Below are 19,209 nucleotides of genomic sequence, written 5' to 3'. Positions count from 1 at the left end.
AACCCGGTATTGGGGATTGATTCGGCTGGCAGGGTTAATCCATTACGCCGCGAGACGCTTTTCGATGCCGGCCTTGGCCTCCGGCAACTCGTCCGGAAGGCCGTGCTGCAACTTCATGAATAATTCTTCATGAAGCGCCAGCTCGTCGCGCCAGGCCGCGTCGTTCACCGAAATCACCTTCTCGAACTGATCGCGCGTGAAATCGAGTTCGCCCCAGTCGATGTCCTCGTAGCGCGGCGAGATGCCGAAGGCATGCTCCTCGCCCTTCGCCGACCCTTCGATCCGGCCGATGATCCAGTTCAGCACCCGCATGTTCTCGCCGAACCCCGGCCAGACGAACTTGCCGTCGTCGCCCTTGCGGAACCAGTTGACGCAGAAGAATTTCGGTGGATTCGAGCGCGATGCGTCGAGTTTTTCCCCCATTTTCAGCCAGTGGCCGAAATAATCGCTCATGTTGTAACCGCAGAACGGGAGCATGGCGAACGGGTCGCGTCGCACGACGCCCTCCTGGCCTGCGGCCGCCGCCGTGGTTTCCGAGCCCATCGTGGCCGCCATGTAGACGCCTTCCTTCCAGTCGCGCGCCTGCGTGACGAGCGGCACCGTGTTCGAGCGGCGGCCGCCGAAGATGAACGCGTCGATCGGAACGCCCGCCGGATTCTCCCAATCCGGATCGATCGACGGACACTGCGACGCCGGCGCCGTGAAGCGCGCGTTCGGGTGCGCGGCCTTCGCGCCGGTTTTCTTCGCGATTTCCGGCGTCCAGTCGCGGCCCTGCCAGTCGATGAGATGCGCGGGCGGCGTGTCGGTCATGCCTTCCCACCAGACGTCGCCGTCGTCGGTGAGCGCGACGTTCGTGAAGATCACGTTCGCCTTGAGCGTCGCCATCGCGTTGAAGTTGGTCTTTTCGCTCGTGCCCGGCGCGACGCCGAAATAGCCCGCCTCCGGGTTGATCGCGTAAAGACGCCCGTCGCGGCCCGGCTTGATCCAGGCGATGTCGTCGCCGATCGTCGTCACCTTCCAGCCGTTCATGTCCTCGGGCGGGATCAGCATGGCGAAGTTGGTCTTGCCGCACGCCGACGGGAACGCCGCCGCCACGTGATACTTGCGCCCCTTCGGCGATGTCACGCCGAGGATCAGCATGTGTTCGGCGAGCCAGCCCTGGTCGCGGCCCATCGTCGAGGCGATGCGCAGCGCGAAGCACTTCTTGCCGAGGAGCGCGTTGCCGCCGTAGCCCGAGCCGAAGCTCCAGATTTCGCGCGCCTCGGGGAAATGGACGATGTACTTCGTGTCGTTGCACGGCCACGGCACGTCCTTCTGCCCCGCCGCGAGCGGCGCGCCGACCGAATGCACGCACGGCACGAACTCGCCGTCGGTGCCGAGGACGTCGTATACCGCGCGGCCCATGCGCGTCATGATCCGCATGTTCGTGACGACATACGGGCTGTCGGAGAGCTCCACGCCGATATGCGCGATCGGCGAGCCGAGCGGCCCCATCGAGAACGGCACGACGTACATCGTGCGGCCGCGCATCGCACCGTCGAAGAGACCGTCGAGCGTGCTGCGCATTTCCTGCGGATCGATCCAGTTGTTCGTCGGGCCCGCGTCTTCCGGACGCTTCGAGCAGATGAAGGTGCGGTCTTCGACGCGGGCGACGTCGGACGCATCGGAACAGGCAAGATAGGAGTTGGGGCGTTTGGCGGGGTTGAGTTTCTTGAGCGTGCCGGCGGAAACCATCTGATCGCACAAGCGGTCGTATTCCGCCTGGCTTCCGTCGCACCAGACGATGCGGGCCGGTTTCGCCAGCGCGGCGACGCGCTGGACCCAGTCGATGAGTTTTCGGTGTCTGACATACGCCGGGGCATCGATTTCGACGGCGTTGTTGTTCTGTTCGACTACGACTGCGGGCTGATTCATCGAGCTGTCTCCGTTCTTCTAAGGATGAAAACGGTCGCGCCCATCGACGCTGCCTGCGAGAGGCGGTATTCGCGCTCGACGCGGCGACTCCTGCGCGATGTCTCGCGGCATTCGTCACACGAAACATCGGTCGGTCGGCGTTGCGCGAAGCGGGGCACAGGCGTCCTGGGCAATACGGTTTGTCGGCCGCGGCCGTCTGGAATCGCGGCTTGCGTCGGCACGGAACAAACTGTTAAAAAGAGATACTAAAGTGCCTTGTCTCCTCAACGATTACGGGGTTTACCGGCATTTGCGCATTTGGACCGCCTTTTAACGGTTCCATTCGCCCGCACCGGTAAAAATGGGAGTTCCAGCATAACATCCCGCCCAGCGGATTCTTTGACGCAGCGCAATAACGGAAATTCGCCGAAATTATTGGTAATTACCCGAAGTTAGCGCGTCTATTTTCCTTCCATAGCAGTCGGCAGCACGTTTGATGCCCAACAAAAGCCAATCAATGCCCATGAAAATCGCCATCCTCGACGACTACCAGGACGCCGTCCGCAAGCTGGATTGTTTCCATCTGCTCGATGACCACGAGGTGAAGGTCTTCAATAACACGGTGCGCGGTCTCGGACAGTTGGCTAGCAGACTGTCGGAGGTCGATGCCCTCGTACTCATCCGCGAACGCACGCGCATCAGCTCGCAGCTGCTCGACAAGCTTCCGCGCCTGCGCATGATCAGCCAGACCGGCCGGGCGGGCGGCGGCCACATCGACATCGACGCCTGTACCGAACGCGGCATCGCCGTGCTGGAGGGCACCGGATCGCCCGTCGCGCCCGCCGAGCTGACCTGGGCGCTCATCATGTCGGCGCACCGGCGCATTCCGCAGTACGTCGCGAACCTGAAGCAGGGCGCGTGGCAGCAGTCGGGGCTGAAGACGTCGGCGCTGCCGCCGAACTTCGGCCTGGGCCAGGTGCTGCGCGGCCAGACGCTCGGCATCTGGGGCTACGGCAAGATCGGCAGGATGGTGGCGGGCTATGGCAAGGCGTTCGGCATGAACGTGCTGATCTTCGGCCGGGAGCACTCGCAGCACGCCGCGCGCGAGGACGGCTACAACGTCGCGGAAAGCCGCGAAGCGCTGTTCGAACAGAGCGACGTGCTGACGCTGCATCTGCGCATGCACGACGACACGCGCGGCATCGTCAAGCAGGAAGACCTGATGCGCATGAAGCCTACGGCGCTTTTCGTCAACACGAGCCGCGCCGAGCTGCTCGAGGAGAACGCGCTGCTCAACGCGCTGCATCACAACCGCCCCGGCATGGTCGCGATCGACGTGTACGAAAGCGAACCGATCCTGCAGGGCTACGGCCTGCTGCGCATGGAGAACGTGATCTGCACGCCGCATATCGGGTATGTGGAGCGCGAGAGCTATGAGCTCTACTTCAGCGCCGCGTTCAAGAACATCCTCGCCTTCAACGCCGGCGACACGTCGAGCGTCTCCAATCCGGATGCGCTGCAGGGCGGACGGCGGCGCTAGGAGTACCTTCCTAGAGCGTCGAGATATCGATGTGCGGTTCGCAGCGCACCGGGAAATTCACCGAATTCGCGATGAAGCAGAAACGGTGCGCTTCCTCATGCAGCCGCGTCGCCAGTTCGACGTCGCCGCCCGCGCCAATCGTCACGTGCGGGCGCAGCAGGACATCGGTGAAGCGGCCCGCGCCTTTCGCCGTCTCTTCCATCGTGCCGAGCGCCTCGTCGGAGTAGCCCGTCACGACGATGCCGCTGGTTGCGCACAGATGCAGGTACCAGAGCATGTGGCACGACGACAGCGACGCCACGAACAGCTCCTCGGGGTTGTGCCGGGCGGGGTCGCCGCGAAACGCCGGATCGCTCGACGCTTCGATGGCCGGCTTGTTCGGCACGCGCACGAGGTGGTCGCGCGAATAGGCGTCGTAGCGCGAGGTGCCCGAGCCCTGATCGCCCGTCCAGACGACGGTCAGCGTGTAGTGATGCTTCTTCGCCACGGTGTGCTCCTGTTTTCCGGGTGCTAGATGTGGGCCGCCGCGTGCATCAGCTCCGGCACGCGGGTGAGAAACTGTTCGCCGTCGGCGCGGCCGAGGTTGAAGGCATGCTGCATCTGCGACGGACTCGTGTAATCCCAGCTCGAAATCGGCACCTTGCGCGACGGCTGAACGTAGACGCGCTGCTGCCCGCCGTGCGGCACGACGAACATCTGCGGCCGCGGGTAAAGGCGCGTGACCATCACGAGCACGAGGCCCGGCGCGGTATCGAGCGCGCTGACCGGCACGTTGTCGACCATGCCGCCGTCGAGCACCGGGCGGCCGTTGCGCCGCAGGACCGGAGTGAACGGTGGCGTGCTGGACGATTGCAGGATCAGGTCGGCCAGGTCTTCGACCGTCGCGCATTCCTGCGCCTTCACGAATTCGGGATGAAAACCGAGCGCCTGACCGAGCGTCGGATGGAGCGTCTTGCGCACGTACTTTTCGATGTTGTACGCGATCAGGCCCGCCGCGACGGCGCTGCGCGCGCCGAGCCAGCGCGGCAGATGCGACACGCCGATGCGTATTTCCGGCGCAGTCTGGAGGGTCGCGAACCGGTCGCGGAAGATGTCGAGGAGCGCCTGACGGTAGATGCGATAGTGCGGAAACACCGATTGCCCGCGCAGCAGGTTGCCCCAGTAGGCGTTCTTCGTGTTGTCGCGCAGGGCGTGCGAGTAGTAGTCCATCACCCAGTCGGCGCGATTGGTGTAGAGCATGCAGGCCGTGGCCGCGCCCGCCGAGATGCCCGTGATGATGCGCGGGCGCAGGTTCAGCTCCGGCTGCACCACGTCCCAGAAGCCGGCCTGCCACCAGCAGCGGTTGCCGCCGCCCGCGAATACGACTTGATCGAACATTTGAGCGTTGTGATTCGTTGAGGGTGCGTGTCGTGCGGCCGGGTCAGCCCAGCAGCGCGTAGGTCGTTGTCGCGTGGGCGGCGAGTTCGCCCTCGGCGTCGCGCAGCTCGATCTCGCCGAAGACGAGATTGCGGCCGCGGCGCAGCACCTTCGCCGTGACGAGCACATCGCCCGCCTTTACCGGGCGCATGAAACTCGTGTTCAGCGAGACAGTGGTCATCGGCTGGAACCCGCCCAGCACGTGCGAAATCGCGACAACCATCGCGGTATCGGCGGCCGCCATGAACACCTGTCCGCAAACGACGCCACCCGCGTGACGCAGCTTGTCGGCGTGCGGCAGGCGCAGGGTGACGGTGTCGTCGGTCGTGCTCTCGGGGGCCAGCGACAACTCGCGCACCCACGGAGCCAGAACGCTGTCTAGAAGTGCGCGGATGGCGGTTTTGTCCATGTCTCTCGTGATTTCGTCGTGGTTTCTTCGTAGTCGCTTCGTGATCGCGGATTCGGCGCAACCGAACGGCAGCCCGAGGCTTTCGCCATGATAACGGCTCGCAAGCTCGTTTTCGGGATACACGACCGGCCGGTGCCAGTTCCGGCACGCATCTCAGGGCGGTCTTCGAGAAACTTTTTGCGACAGGGGGCTTGCGCGACGAAGAAATATGTCGCTATAATTCGGATTCAGTTTTTCGGGGCGTTAGCTCAGTTGGTAGAGCAGCGGACTCTTAATCCGTAGGTCGAGTGTTCGAGTCACTCACGCCCCACCAGAAAATTCAAAGCAAAAAGCCCAGTCCACGGACTGGGCTTTTTGCTTTCCGAACGCCGCTGCCTGCAATCCCGGTGCAGAGCCAAGCGGCAAATTCGCCGCTCCGCGATCCCGAACGAACGCTCGAATGCACGGATCGCACGCATGCCTGCAAACCCACCTCCCGCCCACTCCACACGCCGGCATTTTCGTCACGGCACAATAGCCTGACGCCGGCTCCGCAGCTTCATCGACTCAGCGGCGGCCCCGCGCGCTGCGACACCCGCCAATCCAGTCCCGAAGCCACCATGCCACCCACCGTCCTCGTCCTGATCCCCCTGCCCCCTGAAAACCGCGCCGCGATCGCCGCCCATTTCCAGATCGTCGACGCCCCCACGCCCACCTCGCGCGACCACGCGATTACGCAACACGCAGACCAGATCCGCGCCGTGCTCACCAACGGCACGACCGGGCTCACCCCCGACGAAATCTCCCGCCTGCCCAACCTCGAACTCATCGGCGCGCTGGGCGCCGGCCACGAAAACATTGCCCGCGACGCCGCGAAAGCGCGCGGCATCGTCGTCGTGAACGGCGCAGGCACGAACGACGACTGCGTCGCCGATCACGCCTTCGCCCTGCTGCTCGCCACCGTGCGCCGCGTTCCGTTCCTCGATCGCGCCTGCCGCGCAGGCGTCTGGCGCGACGAACTGCCCATGCAGCCGAACTTCTCGGGCAAACGGCTCGGCGTCGTCGGCCTCGGCAATATCGGCCGGAAGGTCGCGCGGCGCGCGCTCGGCTTCGATACCGAAGTGGGCTACCACAATCGCCGCCCGCAGCCGGACACGCCCTACGCCCACTTCGATTCCGTCATCGCGCTCGCCGGCTGGGCCGACTATCTCGTGATCGCGACGCCCGGCGGCGCGGCGACGCATCACCTGATCGGCGCCGAAGTGTTCGAAGCGCTCGGCCCGCAGGGATACGTCGTGAACGTGGCGCGCGGGAGTGTCGTCGATACGGCCGCGCTCGCCGACGCCCTCGCGCACGGCGTCATCGCGGGCGCGGGGCTCGACGTGTACGAGGGCGAGCCGTCGCCACCCCCGCTTCTGATCGATTCGGAGCGCGTCGTGCTGACGCCGCACGTCGGTGGACGTTCGCCGGAAGCGATGGCGGCCTCCGCCGCGCTTTTCGTCGAAAACGCGACGCGTCACTTTTCCGGCCAGCCGGTGTTGACACCTGTTTGAAAGCCTCCGCGGGGGTCGTCTGCGAAAAATCGCGTGTTCCCGTATCGTGTCGGATTCAATACCTGCTTAATGCCGCTCAAGCGATCACGCCCGTGTCGACCCAGACCACCTTCAGCACTGCCCCGCGCGACCCCGACGCGCCAATGACGCCGCTCGAGCGCCGCGGCATGACGGCGATGCTGCTCGCCGTAGCGCTCGCCACGCTCGATACCGCCATCGCCAACACGGCGCTCCCCGCCATCGCCGCCGATCTGCACGCGACGCCCGCGGCGTCGGTCTGGATCATCAACGCCTACCAGCTCTCGATGGTCGCGACGCTGCTGCCGCTCGCGGCGCTCGGCGGCATTATCGGGCACCGGCGCGTGTACCTAAGCGGGCTGATCCTGTTCACGGTGGCGTCCGCGATCTGCGCGTTCTCCTGGTCGCTGCCGACGCTCGTCGCCGCGCGGCTGCTGCAGGGGGTCGGGGCGGCCGCCATCATGAGCGTCAACACCGCGCTCATCAGCGCGATCTTTCCGATTCACCGGCTCGGGCGCGGGCTCGGGCTGAACGCGCTGATCGTGGGCGTGTCGTTCGCGGTCGGGCCGACGGTGGCGTCGATCGTGCTGTCGCTCGGAACCTGGCCGTGGCTTTTCGCCGTGAATCTGCCGGTCGGCGTGCTCGCGCTCCTGATCGGCTGGCCGGCGCTGCCGAAAACGCCGAAGAGCCCGCACGACTTCGACCGCGTGGCCGCGGCGCTGAACGTCGTCACGTTCGCCGCGCTGATCTTCGCGCTCGGCGAGGCGGCCCAGCGCGCGCCGACGCACGTCGTGCTGGCTGCGCTCGCGGTGACGGCCGTCGCGGGCGGGCTGATGCTGCATCGCGAACGCGGCCACCCGGCGCCGATGCTCCCCGTCGATCTCTTCAGGCGCCCGATGTTCGCGCTATCGACGATGACCGCGATCTGCTCTTTCGCCGCGCAAGGGCTCGCGTTCGTGTCGCTGCCGTTCTATTTCGAAGGCGTGCTCGGGCGCAGCCAGGTGGAAACCGGCTTTCTGATGACGCCGTGGTCGGTGCTCGTCGCGTTGATGGCGCCGATCGCCGGGCGCCTCTCGGACCGCTATGCGCCGGGCCTGCTCGGCGGCGTCGGGCTGGCGATCCTGTGCGCGGGCATGGTCTCGCTCGCGATGCTGCCCGCCAATCCGCACGTGCTCGACATCGGTATCCGCATGTCGATCTGCGGGGCGGGTTTCGGCTTTTTCCAGTCGCCGAACCTGAAGGCGCTGATGGCGAGCGCGCCGCGCGAGCGCAGCGGCGGCGCAAGCGGCGTCGTGGCGACGGCGCGCCTGCTCGGTCAGGCGCTCGGCGCCGCGCTGGTCGCGCTGAGTTTCGGCATCGCGGGCAAGCACGGGCCCGCGCTCGCGCTGTCGCTGGGTGCGGGATTCGCAGGTGCGGCGAGCATCGCAAGCGGATTGCGGCTCGTGACGCGCGACCCGGGCGCGGCGCCGATGCGCGCCGCTGAGTAATGACACGGACGGCACTGCCGTCGCAAGCATCGGAGATGTTCCGCTCGACGAGAGCACCTGAAGGCGTCTCGCGCCAGCTGTTTCCGGTCCTCGCGGCGTTGCCGGCCTGAGCGGTGCTCGCCGATGCGAGCGGACGCCTGCGTCAAACCGTGCGCGCGAGCGCCTCTTTCACCCGCCGCACCACCGGCTCCCAGTCGCCGAGCGTCGTCTGCTTGAAAAGACGCATAGTGGGGTACCACGGGCTGTCGTCGCGATCGAGCATCCAGCGCCAGTCGTAGTTCGCGGGCAGCAGCAGCCACACCGGCTTGCCGAGCGCGCCCGCGAGATGCGCCACGGACGTATCCACCGCAATCACCAGATCGAGTTGCTCGATGAGCGCGGCGGTGTCCGCAAAATCCTGAATGTGATCGGTCAGATCGTGCGGCTTCAGCGCGGCATGGGTGAGTTGCGTGCGCGCCGGGCCTTTTTGCAGCGAAAACCACGCGATATCCGATACCTCGACGAGTGCGTCGAGCGCGGCGAGCGGCATCGAGCGAAAGCGGTCGTTGGCGAACGTCGGACTGCCCGCCCACACGACACCGACCTTCCGCCGCGCGCCCGCGAGCCCGCGCACCCGGGCAGGCCACGCGCCGACACGCGCCGCACTCACGCTCAGGTACGGAATCTCGGCGGGCACGCCCTGAACGATATCCGCGAGCCGGTAGGGCACGCTCATCATCGGCGTCCAGAAGTCGTACTCCAGCGTCGTTCCGTCGGCGATCGCACGCCGCACGCCTCGCACGCTGCCCACCAGTTCCGCGATATTCGCCTGCACCCAGGCGTCGACGGTCGCGCCCATCCGTTCGAGCATCGATGCATAGCGGACGAACTGCAACTGGTCGCCGTGCCCCTGCTCGCCGACGAGCAGCAGCGTGCGCCCCGCGAGCGGCTCGCCACCCCATTCGGGCACGCCCGGAATGACGAGCGGCGCGTACTTGCTCGCCCGCCAGCGCGTTTCGTAGAGTGCCCAGCCTTCCCTGAACTCGCCGCGCCGCAGGTGCAGCAGCGCGAGATTGTGCTGGGCGTCGGCGTGATTCAGATCGAGCGTCAGCGCGCGCCGGTAGTGCGCCTCTTCCTCGTGAAAGCGCCCCTGCGCGCCGATCGCCGCGCCGACGCACGTGTGGATCTGGGGATCGTCGCGCAGGGTGAGCGCGTGGCGGTATCGCGCCTCGGCTTGCGCGAAGCGCCCGAGCCCGAGCGTCGTGCCGAGGTTCACATGCGATTCGAAGTGACCGGGCGCCAGTTCGACGGCCTGCTGCAGGCTTCGCAAGGCGTCTTCGAGACGGCCCAGTTCGCGCAGCGCATTGCCTTCGCCGAAATGCGCGCCGGCATTCGCCGGATCGCGGGCAAGCGCCTCGCGGCAGGCGCCAAGCGCCTCTTCGTGGCGCTTCAGTTTCGCGAGCGACGCTCCGAGATTCGTGTACGCATCGATGAAATCGGGCTGTTGCGCGATCAGGAGCCGAAGCTCGTCGATCGCTTCGCCAAAACGGCCCAGCGCGTGCAAGGCGACGCCCAGGTTGTTGCGCGCGTTCGCGAACCATGGATCGACGATGAGCGCCCGCCGATGGCACGCCACGGCGAACTCGGCATCGCCCAGCGCCGCCGCCACCAGCCCGCGATTGCTCCAGCATGCGGCGTAATGCGGCGAGAGCACGAGCGCGCGGTCGAGAAACGCGGCGGCATTCGCGTGCTGCCGGCGCTGATGCAGCAGCACGCCGAGATGATGCAGCGCCTCCACATGATCCGGATTCTCTCCGACGATGCCGCGATAGCCCGCTTCCGCGTCCGCGAGACGCCCGGCGTGATGGTGGTCGAGCGCAACGTGGAACGCTGTGAGGCAGTCGGACATGACAGATCGATCGGTAGATTGAAACCGGTCGATGCTAGTCGAGGCCATCGCGCCGAACTATCGGATTTGTCTGATCAAATCGCGGCGTTTCGCGGTGTTTCGCATCCGACGCGTCTCAGATCCGCCGCACCTTCACCTTCTTGCCCTTCACCTTGCCCGCCATGAGCTTGCGCACGGCCTCGTCGGCGATACCGCGCTCGACCGCCACGTACGTGAACATGTCGGTCACGTTGATCTTGCCGATCTGCGTACCGGCGAAGCCCGCTTCGCCGGTCAGGGCACCGAGTACGTCGCCGGGACGGATCTTCTCCTTGCGGCCACCGAGGATCTGGAGCGTGGCCATCGGCGGCTTCAGATGTCCGGGCGTCGCGGACGAAAGCTCCGAGAGCGGATGCCATTCCACTTCCTTGCCCTGCGCCTGCTCGATGCTGCCGACGCGCCCCATCTCGTCCATGCTCGCGAGCGTGAGCGCCCAGCCTTCCTCGTCCGCGCGGCCCGTGCGGCCGATGCGATGCACGTGGACCTCGGGATCAGGCGTCACGTCGACGTTGATCACCGCCTCGAGCTGCGCGATGTCGAGCCCGCGCGCCGCGACATCGGTTGCGACCAGCACCGAGCAACTGCGATTGGCGAACTGCACCAGCACCTGATCGCGTTCGCGCTGTTCCAGCTCGCCGTGCAGCGCAAGCGCTTCGAAACCTTGCGCGCGCAGGACATCGAGCAGGTCGCGGCACTGCTGCTTGGTATTGCAGAACGCGAGCGTGCTGACTGGCCGGTAATGGTCGAGCAGCAGACCCACGGCGTGCAGGCGTTCGTTGTCGTCGACTTCGTAGAAGCGCTGCTTGATCTTCGAACCGGTGTGCTGCTCGGTGAGCTTGATTTCCTTCGGCTGGCGCAGGAACTGCTGGCTCAGCCTGGCGATGCCCTCCGGATAGGTCGCGGAGAAAAGCAGCGTCTGGCGCTCCTTCGGACACTGCCGTGCAACCGACGCGATGTCGTCGAAGAAGCCCATGTCGAGCATGCGGTCGGCTTCATCGAGGACGAGCGTGCGCAGCGCGTCGAGCGCGAGCGTGCCGCGTTCGAGGTGATCCATGATGCGCCCCGGCGTGCCGACCGCGATGTGCGCGCCATGCTCGAGACTCGCGATCTGCGGACGCATCGGCGTGCCGCCGCACAGCGTCAGGATCTTGATGTTGTCTTCGGCGCGCGCGAGGCGGCGGATCTCCTGCGTGACCTGATCAGCCAGTTCGCGCGTCGGGCACAGCACGAGCGCCTGCACGGAGTAAAGCCGCACATCGAGCTTCGCGAGCAGCGGCAGCGCGAACGCGGCGGTCTTGCCGCTGCCCGTCTTCGCCTGCGCGATCAGGTCGTGGCCCGCGAGCGCGGCGGGAAGGCTCGCGGCCTGGATCGGCGTCATCGTGAGATAGCCGAGCTGTTGCAGGTTCGCCTGCATCGCGGGCGAAAGCGGCAGGCTGCTGAAGGACGTATCGGTCGTCATGGCTCTAGTTGGTCTGCTTCGGCGGGACCGAATTGTCCTGCTCGTAGGTGATGGTGCCGTCGGACGCGTCGTGGCGAATCACCTTGTTGCGTGCGCCGCACAGCGGGCAGCGGAACAGGAGCCCCTGGCCCTCGTTCTTGATGACGACGTCCGACAGTTCCCACTGTGCGCCGCATGGCTGGTTTCGACAGGTAAACATGATCTTTTCGCGGAGGGGTTGAGCGCGGCCGTGCCCGGCGCGCCATATTTGCAGATTCGATGCCGAAGTGTACGCGTGCGCGCGCCCCTTGCCGATTTTCGGCCGCGCATCAAAGTCCGCAAGATTTGCTAAATGGGAGCGTGCTAACTTTGTTCCATCGAAGTCGAACCGGGGCCGGCGATGAACGACAAACTCAACGAGCGCTTCTACGAAACGCGTCTGAGCAGCGTGGTCGAGTATATCCACGATCATCTCGACGACGATCTCGATCTCAACCGCCTCGCGGAAATCGCGTGCCTTTCGCCGTATCACTGGCACCGCATCTATCACGCGTTCTACGGCGAAACCGCGGCGGCGACGGTCCGGCGGCTGCGGCTGCATCGCGCGGCGAACGAACTAGTGCGGAGTGCCTCGCCGCTCGACACCATCGGCCAGCGCGCGGGATACAGCAGCGTGCAGGCGTTTTCGCGTGCGTTTCAGGCGAGCTATCGCATGCCGCCGGCGCAATTTCGCAACGAGGGCGGCGCGGCGCTCTGGCGCCCCGTATCGCCCGAATCAGCCAGACCAGGAGGTGAAGCCATGCATCCCGTCGAAATCCGCACTCATGCGCCGTTCACGGTCGCCGCCGTCGAGCACCGGGGTCCGTACATGAATATCGGGCAATCGTTCGAGACGGTCTCGCACTGGCTCGCCAGGCGCGGCCGGCTCGATAACGAGGCCCGCTGGCTCGGCATCTATTTCGACGATCCGGACGCCGTCGCCGAAAGCGATCTGCGCTCGCAGGCGTGTGTCGAACTCGCGCAGCCGCGCGGCATCGAATTCGAGGCGCCGGTATCGCGCGTGGAAGTGGCGGGCGGCGACTTCGCAGTGCTCACGCATGTCGGCCCGTATGCGCAGCTGTGCTTCGCCTATCAGTGGCTCTACGGCGAATGGCTGCCACATTCCGGCCGCGAAACCGGCGACGCGCCGGTGCACGAGGTGTATCTCAACGATCCGCGCGAGACGCCGCCCACCGAGCTGGTCACGGAAATCTGGCTGCCAGTGAAGCCTCGCCCCTGACGAGGCCGTCCCCCCGCGATCGGCTAAACTTGCCGCGACGATCCGACGACCCGACGATCGACGCCCCGCAAACCGGGTCTCGCGCCGCGAGGCCCGGCGCCCTTCAGCCGACGCAATCACCGATGCGAATCCTGCACACCTCCGACTGGCATCTCGGCCAGTATTTCCTTGGACATTCCCGGCAGACGGAACATGAAAAGCTGATCGCGTGGCTCGTCGAGCAGACGAAGGTCCATTGCGTCGACGCGGTCCTGATAGCCGGCGACATCTTCGATACCGGCGCGCCGCCGAGCTACGCGCGCGAGCTTTACAACCGGCTGATCCTCGCGATGCGCGACGCAGGCGTGGGACTCACCGTGCTCGCGGGCAATCACGATTCCGTCGCGATGCTGCAGGAATCGCGCGAGTTGCTCGCGCTGCTCGGCACGTTCGTGATCCCGTCCGTTCAGGACGATCCGAACGAACAGGTGCAGGTCATGAAAACGCGCGACGGTGAACCCGGCGCGATTGTCTGCGCGATTCCGTTCATCCGTCCGCGCGACGTGCTCACGAGCATCGCGGGCGAGAGCGCGCGCGAAAAACAGGCGTCGCTTGCGGAGGCCATCCAGGCGCATTATCACGCGCTGCACGAACTCGCCGAGCGAAAGCGCGAAGCGCTTGGCCTCCGACTGCCGATCGTCGCGACCGGGCACCTGACGACCGTGGGCGCGAGCGCGAGCGAATCGGTGCGCGAGATCTATGTCGGCACGCTGGAAGCCTTTCCGACCCCGGCCTTTCCCGCCGCCGACTACATCGCGCTCGGGCACATCCACCGGCCGCAAAAAGTCGGCGGCCTTGAACATATCCGCTACAGCGGCTCGCCGATCGCGCTCAGCTTCGACGAGGCGCGCCAGCAGAAAGAGATGCTGCTCGTGGACGTTTCCGTCAACGGGCTCGATGCCGTCACGCCGATCGAAGTGCCCTGCTTTCAGCCGCTTCTGTCGGTCAGGGGGTCGCTCGGCGAACTCGCGGCCGCGATCCGCGCCGCAGCCGCCGAAGTGCCGGAAGGCACAACCGTGTGGCTCGAAATCGTCGTATGCGCCGACGACTATCTGAGCGACCTGCACGCACGCATTCAGCAGATGACGGAGGCGCTTCCCGTCGAAGTGCTGCGCATCCGGCGCGAACGCCCGGCGCAGCAGAACGCGCTGCAGGCGCAGGCAAAGGAAACATTGAACGAACTTACGCCCGACGACGTCTTCGCGCGCCGCCTGCAGGCCGAAACCCTCGACGACGACACGCGCAGCCAGCTGACGTCGATGTATCGGGAAGTCGTGGCGGGCATCGGCGAGGCGGCGGCGTCATGAGAATCCTGTCGCTTCGACTGAGAAACCTGAACTCGCTCAAGGGCGACTGGAAGATCGATTTCGGCCAGCCGCCGTTCCGGGACAACGGCCTCTTCGCGATCACCGGCCCCACGGGCGCGGGCAAGACGACCCTGCTCGATGCGATCTGCCTCGCGCTCTATCACCGCACGCCGCGCATGGACACCGTGTCCGCGGGCAGCAACGAATTGATGACGCGGCACACGTTCGAGTGCTTGGCCGAAGTCGAATTCGAAGTCAAGGGCAAAGGCTATCGCGCGTTCTGGAGCCAGCGCCGCGCACGCGACAAGGCCACCGGCAACCTGCAGGCGCCGAAGGTGGAACTCGCGCGCCTGGACGGCACGATCGTCACGGAGCGGATCAACGACAAGCTGCGCATGGTCGAAGAGATCACGGGACTCGATTTCGGGCGCTTCACCAAGTCGATGATGCTGGCGCAGGGCGGCTTCGCCGCGTTCCTCGAAGCGAGGGCGAACGAGCGCGCCGAGTTGCTCGAAGAACTGACGGGCACCGATATCTACGGGTTGATTTCGCAGAACGTGTTCGAGCGCACGCGCGACGAAAAGTCCGCGCTCGACACGCTTCAGGCTCGCGCCGAAGGCGTGCAGCTGCTCGGCGACGAACAGCTTGCCGGGCTGAAGCAGGAAGCGGAAGGGCTCGCCGCGCAGGAGGCGCAACTGATCGTGCAGCAGCGCTCGACCGATGCGATGCTGCAATGGCGCAAGGAACTGGCCGTGGCGCAGACAAGGCTCGAGCAGGCAAGCGCGAACGAAAAGAGCGCCCTTCAGGAGCTGGCTGACGCGAAGCCCGATCTCGACGCACTCGCTGCAAGCGAGCCCGCGGAAAAGCTGAAGGCCCAACACGACGCGATGCGCGTCACGCGCAATGCGCTCGCCGAAACATCGCAACGGCTCGCGAAGGCAAAGGCGGATCGCGAGCGCGCATCGCTGGACACCGCGCGCCATGCGCGGCTCGCGTTTCATCTGCGAAAGCAGATCACGGCCGCGCGCCAGGCATCGCTCGACGAATTGCTTGGACAAGCGCGGGACGCGCAGGCGTCGCTCGACCAGCACCCGCATCGGAAGGCGCTCGGGGAGTGGATCGCGGCGTGGCGCCCGCAATTCGATGCGCGGCAGCAGCTTCTCGACGGCATCGGCGTGTCGCTCGACAAAGAGCGTCAGCTGTCCCACGCGATCGGCGTGCACGGCGAGCGCATCGAAGCGCAGCGCAACGTGGTGCGCGAAGCAGCGCAAATGCTCGACGAGGCGCGCCAGGTCGAGGCGGCGCAACGCGCGGTCTGGTCCCGCGTGCTCGATGGCCGGCAGGAGGCGGAGTTGAAAGCGCACTGCGAGCGGCTTCAGCAGGAGCAGGTTGCGCTGAACCGGCTCGCGCATCTCGCGCAAATTCGCGAACACGGGGCGAAGCAGCAACAGGCCGCGATCGCGGAACTCGCTAGGCATCGCGCCGCACTGAACAGCAGCACCCAGGAACGCAAGCGCATCGACGAAGCCTGCCGTGCCCTGCGCGAAAGGATTGCCGACAAGCGAAAGCTGCTCGAACAGGAACAACTCATTCTGCAGCTCGCCGACCATCGCGCGGCGTTGCGCGAAGGCGAGCCCTGCCCGCTCTGCGGTTCACGCGAGCATCCCGCGATCGTCGAATATCAATTGCTCGATGTATCCGCGACACGCCGCGATCTCGAAGCGAACGAAGCCGCGCTCGACGCGCTCGTCAAGCAGGAACGCACGGCGAAGTCGGCCATGGACGCCGCGTCGGCAGCCATCGCGCAACTGCAAAAGCGCGTCGATCAGTGGACCACGGACGATGCAACCCATGCGGAAGACTGGCGGACGTCGTGCGCGCGGCTCGACGCCGATCTGACCGGTCGCGCCGCGCTCGATGCGCATTTGGAGCAACATGCCGGGCGCCTGAAACACGCGCAAAACACGCTCGAAACGCTCGACGCGCTGAAAGCGCGAATCGAGCGCTGCGTGCAGGCACGGCATGCGGCCGAGAACCGCTCGACCCAGTGCGCGCACGATCTGAGGCTGCTCGACGAAAAGCGCGCCGCCGACGAGAAGTCACTGAAGGAAGCGGCCGATGCGATCGCCGCACAGCGGGAACAGCTTGCGCAGCGAGAGGAGGCGCTGAACGCATCGGTGGTGGAGGCGGGCTGCGAGCACCCGGGCGACCGGGCGCACTGGCGAGCGTGGCTGGCGCAGCGCGAAAGCGAGTGGCGCGCGTGGCAGGAGGGGAACGAGCGAAGCCGCCTGCTGCTTCGTCAATCGGACGCCGCGCGGCAGGCGCTTCAGGTCGCTTTCGACGAAGAGGAAAAGTGGGCAGCGCGATGGCGGCCACTCGAAACCGCGCGCCCGGAACTCCTGTCGGAGCCGTTCGAGGTGTCGCCGGACGCGGAAACCGATTTCAACGACGCAGCCTCGAATTACGAGACGATGCGCGATCGCGCGACGGTACTCGAAGGCATGGAGCAGACGTTGACGCACCGGCTTTCGGAAGACGCTGCGGCAGCCGAGAAGTCGGACGCGGCGTGGATCGCCGCACTCGCGCACAGTCCGTTCGAAGACGAGGCAGCCTTCGTGCAAGCGCTGCTTTCACACGACGAGCGCGATCGCCTGCGAAAGCTGAAGGCGGCGCTCGACAAGCTTCTCACCGAAGCGCAGACCCTGCGCGCATCCGCTGATCACCGCCGTGCCGAACTGCTCGCCGACCCGAAGACCGATCAGCCGGCCGACGCACTGCAACTGCGACTGGATGAACACGCGGCGTCGCTGCGCAGCGTGACTCAGCGGCAAGGCGAAATCAGCGCGGCGCTGAAACACGACGAACAGCAGCGCTCGAGCCGTCAGGCGCTCATCGCATCCATCGAAACGCAGCGCACGCAGTACGACCTGTGGCAGCGCCTGAGCAGCCTCATCGGTTCGTCCGACGGCGCGAAGTACCGCAAGTTCGCGCAAGGGCTGACGCTCGATCATCTGATCCATCTCGCCAACCGCCAGCTCGTGCAGCTGCACGGCCGCTATCAGCTGAACCGCCGGGCGAGCGGCGAACTGGAAATGGAAGTCGTCGATACGTGGCAGGGGGACGTCGCGCGCGACACACGCACGCTCTCGGGCGGCGAGTCGTTCCTCGTGAGTCTCGCGCTTGCGCTCGCACTGTCGGATCTCGTGAGCCACAAGACCTCGATCGATTCGCTTTTCCTCGACGAGGGCTTCGGCACACTCGATGGCGAAACGCTCGAAATCGCCCTGAACGCACTCGATTCGCTCAACGCGCGCGGGAAGACGATCGGGGTGATCAGCCACGTCGAGGCGCTCAAGGAACGCATCCCGCTGCAAATCAGGGTGGCGAAGAGCGTGGGCGTGGGCTTTTCGACCGTGGAAGTCACCGCCGGGTAATCGTTCGCCCGGCCGCGTGGCTACTGCGTGACGTGCACGCGCAGGCGGCCTTCCTGGAGCTCGTCGATCAGGAAGAACGGCATGTCCAGCCGCCAGGACTTGTCGCGCACAGTCGATGCATAGTCGAAAAGCATGTTCCCTTGCGGGTCGGAGAAGAGCAGGCGCAGCGACGCTCCGTCGGGCAATTCGCTTGCGCCGCCTATCGCACGATGGCTCGCGTTGCTGCCGACGTGAAACTGATCCGTCTTCCAGCGCACCGGCGCGTGCGACGGGAACGGCTGCGCGCCGTGAAAGCCGAAGAGTTCGTCGTGACACAGCACGCTCTGGCGCAACGTCGGCCAGATGAACTGGCGCAGGAAATGCTGATCGATGAAGCGGCCGCTGGCCTGGCCGGCTCCCGCGCAGTATGTGCGCATCGCTTCGACGACGCCCGGGACGACGCCGGTGCAGCCGCCCCACAGGCCCGCCAGGATGAGCTCCGTGTGCGAACAGTAATCGCGGATGTGATGGAACAGGTACGGACTGGCGACCCACGCATCCACCGCGGCGGCTTCACGTTCGGAGAGCAGCGAATCGGCGTCGCGCATGAGGAAGCGCTTGACGCTCGCGTCCTCCATGACGAGAAAGCGCCACATCAGCGGGTGAATCGGGCTCGGGCCGGCGGCGTCCATGTCGACGAGTTGCGCGCCTGCTTCGCGCAACCGCCGATGAACATGCTCGGGCACGGTGCTGTCGAGATGGAACCGGCAGGTCCAGCCGTCGAAGAGCTCGCGCGACACCCGCGCATTCATGACGGCCGTTTCGCAATATCGCGGATTCGCGCCAAAGAGGGAGAACGCGATGATGTTTTCGTGCGGCTTCGTCCTGTCGAAGACGGGCGGCTGCAGGTCCGCGCCGAGCTCGGGCGCCGATCCCCGGAATATCACGTCCGCTTCGCTCAGCGCTCGCCAGCCGTGGCGACGCAGTTCGTCGCGCTTTCCCATCAGGCCGCACAGCTCCACGAGCCCGTGAAACCACGTCGACGACGCCTGACGTTGCCTCGCCGGCGGTGCCTGAAGAATGTCGGTGTAGATCCTGTAGGCATCCGCGTGGGCGCCGGTGCGCATCAGGCACATCGCGTAGTCGGAGAGCACCTGCATGTGTCCCGGCACGATGCGCAATGCCGCTTCAGCCAGCTTTGCGCCAGTGCGGAAGTCGCTGCGCGCCATTGCGTCGCCGAACCGTGAGGCGACCTCGGCGAACTGCGCCGCGTGAGTCGCCTGCCCGCGCACGCTACCCAGCCCCTTCGCGTTGGCTTGGCGAAGCTTCTTCATGATGTCCTGCTCCGGCTGTTCAAAACGGCGGCAATTCTAAACGCCGACGAAGCCGGAAGAATCACTTGTCACGCTAATTGAGAATTCTCTTGCATCGGCGCGATTGGGTTTCGGCCGCCTCGCGCCTGCGTTCGCGGCAACTGTTCGCGTCGAACAGACAGCAAGCCGGATAGCTGT

General features: G+C 65.9%; 14 protein-coding genes and 1 tRNA gene. 7 read left to right on the top strand and 8 right to left on the bottom strand.

The genetic code is table 11. The annotated features are described in order from the left end of the window. Positions 1 to 42: 42 nt before the first annotated feature. Positions 43 to 1,914: a phosphoenolpyruvate carboxykinase (GTP) gene (locus BG61_RS23770; protein WP_035933694.1), complete on the bottom strand. Its 1,872-nt coding sequence runs from the start codon at positions 1,912 to 1,914 to the stop codon at positions 43 to 45. A 502-nt stretch (positions 1,915 to 2,416) separates the two neighbouring features. On the opposite strand from BG61_RS23770, the gene BG61_RS23765 reads away from it, so the two are divergent. Further along, positions 2,417 to 3,433 carry a D-2-hydroxyacid dehydrogenase family protein gene (locus BG61_RS23765; protein WP_035933696.1) on the top strand — a complete coding sequence of 339 codons (1,017 nt, stop codon included), beginning with the start codon at positions 2,417 to 2,419 and terminating at the stop codon, positions 3,431 to 3,433. A gap of 10 nt (positions 3,434 to 3,443) precedes the next feature. On the opposite strand, the gene BG61_RS23760 is transcribed toward BG61_RS23765, so the two are convergent. From BG61_RS23760 to BG61_RS23750, 3 genes are read right to left on the bottom strand one after another with little or no spacing between them, the layout of a single operon-like run. After that, positions 3,444 to 3,920: an OsmC family protein gene (locus BG61_RS23760; RefSeq protein WP_035933698.1), complete on the bottom strand. Its 477-nt coding sequence runs from the start codon at positions 3,918 to 3,920 to the stop codon at positions 3,444 to 3,446. Between the two features lie 23 nt (positions 3,921 to 3,943). Next, positions 3,944 to 4,810, bottom strand: coding sequence for a patatin-like phospholipase family protein (locus BG61_RS23755; protein WP_035933700.1), 867 nt, complete (start codon positions 4,808 to 4,810; stop codon positions 3,944 to 3,946). 43 nt (positions 4,811 to 4,853) lie between these two features. Continuing rightward, positions 4,854 to 5,258, bottom strand: a complete 405-nt coding sequence (locus tag BG61_RS23750; protein ID WP_035933865.1) for a PaaI family thioesterase — start codon at positions 5,256 to 5,258, stop codon at positions 4,854 to 4,856. A 237-nt stretch (positions 5,259 to 5,495) separates the two neighbouring features. Here BG61_RS23750 and BG61_RS23745 point away from each other — a divergent pair. The 3 genes from BG61_RS23745 to BG61_RS23735 all read left to right on the top strand — a co-directional run bounded on the left by BG61_RS23745 (position 5,496) and on the right by BG61_RS23735 (position 8,295). Next, positions 5,496 to 5,571: transfer RNA gene (locus BG61_RS23745), tRNA-Lys, on the top strand. 286 nt (positions 5,572 to 5,857) lie between these two features. Next, the gene (locus tag BG61_RS23740) at positions 5,858 to 6,790 is read left to right on the top strand and encodes a 2-hydroxyacid dehydrogenase (RefSeq protein ID WP_035933704.1); all 933 of its coding nucleotides are present in this window, start codon (positions 5,858 to 5,860) and stop codon (positions 6,788 to 6,790) included. 143 nt (positions 6,791 to 6,933) lie between these two features. Then, positions 6,934 to 8,295, top strand: a complete 1,362-nt coding sequence (locus BG61_RS23735) for an MFS transporter (RefSeq protein WP_035933707.1) — start codon at positions 6,934 to 6,936, stop codon at positions 8,293 to 8,295. Between the two features lie 142 nt (positions 8,296 to 8,437). On the opposite strand, the gene BG61_RS23730 is transcribed toward BG61_RS23735, so the two are convergent. The 3 genes from BG61_RS23730 to BG61_RS23720 all read right to left on the bottom strand — a co-directional run bounded on the left by BG61_RS23730 (position 8,438) and on the right by BG61_RS23720 (position 11,880). Beyond that, positions 8,438 to 10,183 (bottom strand): tetratricopeptide repeat protein, encoded by a 1,746-nt coding sequence (locus BG61_RS23730; RefSeq protein ID WP_035933711.1) that lies wholly within the window; start codon positions 10,181 to 10,183, stop codon positions 8,438 to 8,440. 115 nt (positions 10,184 to 10,298) lie between these two features. Next, positions 10,299 to 11,681, bottom strand: coding sequence for an ATP-dependent RNA helicase DbpA (dbpA, locus tag BG61_RS23725; protein ID WP_035933713.1), 1,383 nt, complete (start codon positions 11,679 to 11,681; stop codon positions 10,299 to 10,301). A 4-nt stretch (positions 11,682 to 11,685) separates the two neighbouring features. Next, positions 11,686 to 11,880, bottom strand: a complete 195-nt coding sequence (locus BG61_RS23720; RefSeq protein WP_035933714.1) for a hypothetical protein — start codon at positions 11,878 to 11,880, stop codon at positions 11,686 to 11,688. 180 nt (positions 11,881 to 12,060) lie between these two features. On the opposite strand from BG61_RS23720, the gene BG61_RS23715 reads away from it, so the two are divergent. The 3 genes from BG61_RS23715 (at position 12,061) to BG61_RS23705 (ending at position 17,719) form a co-directional block, all read left to right on the top strand. Next, complete coding sequence (locus tag BG61_RS23715) at positions 12,061 to 12,939, top strand: AraC family transcriptional regulator (protein ID WP_035933715.1); 879 nt, start codon at positions 12,061 to 12,063, stop codon at positions 12,937 to 12,939. A gap of 122 nt (positions 12,940 to 13,061) precedes the next feature. Continuing rightward, positions 13,062 to 14,285 (top strand): exonuclease subunit SbcD, encoded by a 1,224-nt coding sequence (sbcD, locus tag BG61_RS23710; RefSeq protein WP_035933720.1) that lies wholly within the window; start codon positions 13,062 to 13,064, stop codon positions 14,283 to 14,285. Next, positions 14,282 to 17,719 carry an AAA family ATPase gene (locus BG61_RS23705; RefSeq protein ID WP_035933723.1) on the top strand — a complete coding sequence of 1,146 codons (3,438 nt, stop codon included), beginning with the start codon at positions 14,282 to 14,284 and terminating at the stop codon, positions 17,717 to 17,719. Before sbcD ends, BG61_RS23705 begins: the two co-directional genes overlap by 4 nt. A 20-nt stretch (positions 17,720 to 17,739) precedes the next feature. Here BG61_RS23705 and BG61_RS23700 read toward each other — a convergent pair whose 3' ends face one another. Beyond that, on the bottom strand, positions 17,740 to 19,032 hold the full coding sequence (locus BG61_RS23700) for a tetratricopeptide repeat protein (RefSeq protein ID WP_035933726.1): 1,293 nt from the start codon (positions 19,030 to 19,032) through the stop codon (positions 17,740 to 17,742). Between the last annotated feature and the right edge of the window lie 177 nt (positions 19,033 to 19,209).

This window comes from Caballeronia glathei (genome assembly GCF_000698595.1).
Lineage (GTDB): Bacteria > Pseudomonadota > Gammaproteobacteria > Burkholderiales > Burkholderiaceae > Caballeronia > Caballeronia glathei.
Note: the sequence above shows the minus strand (reverse complement) of the source record. Positions and strands in the feature narration are given on the sequence as shown.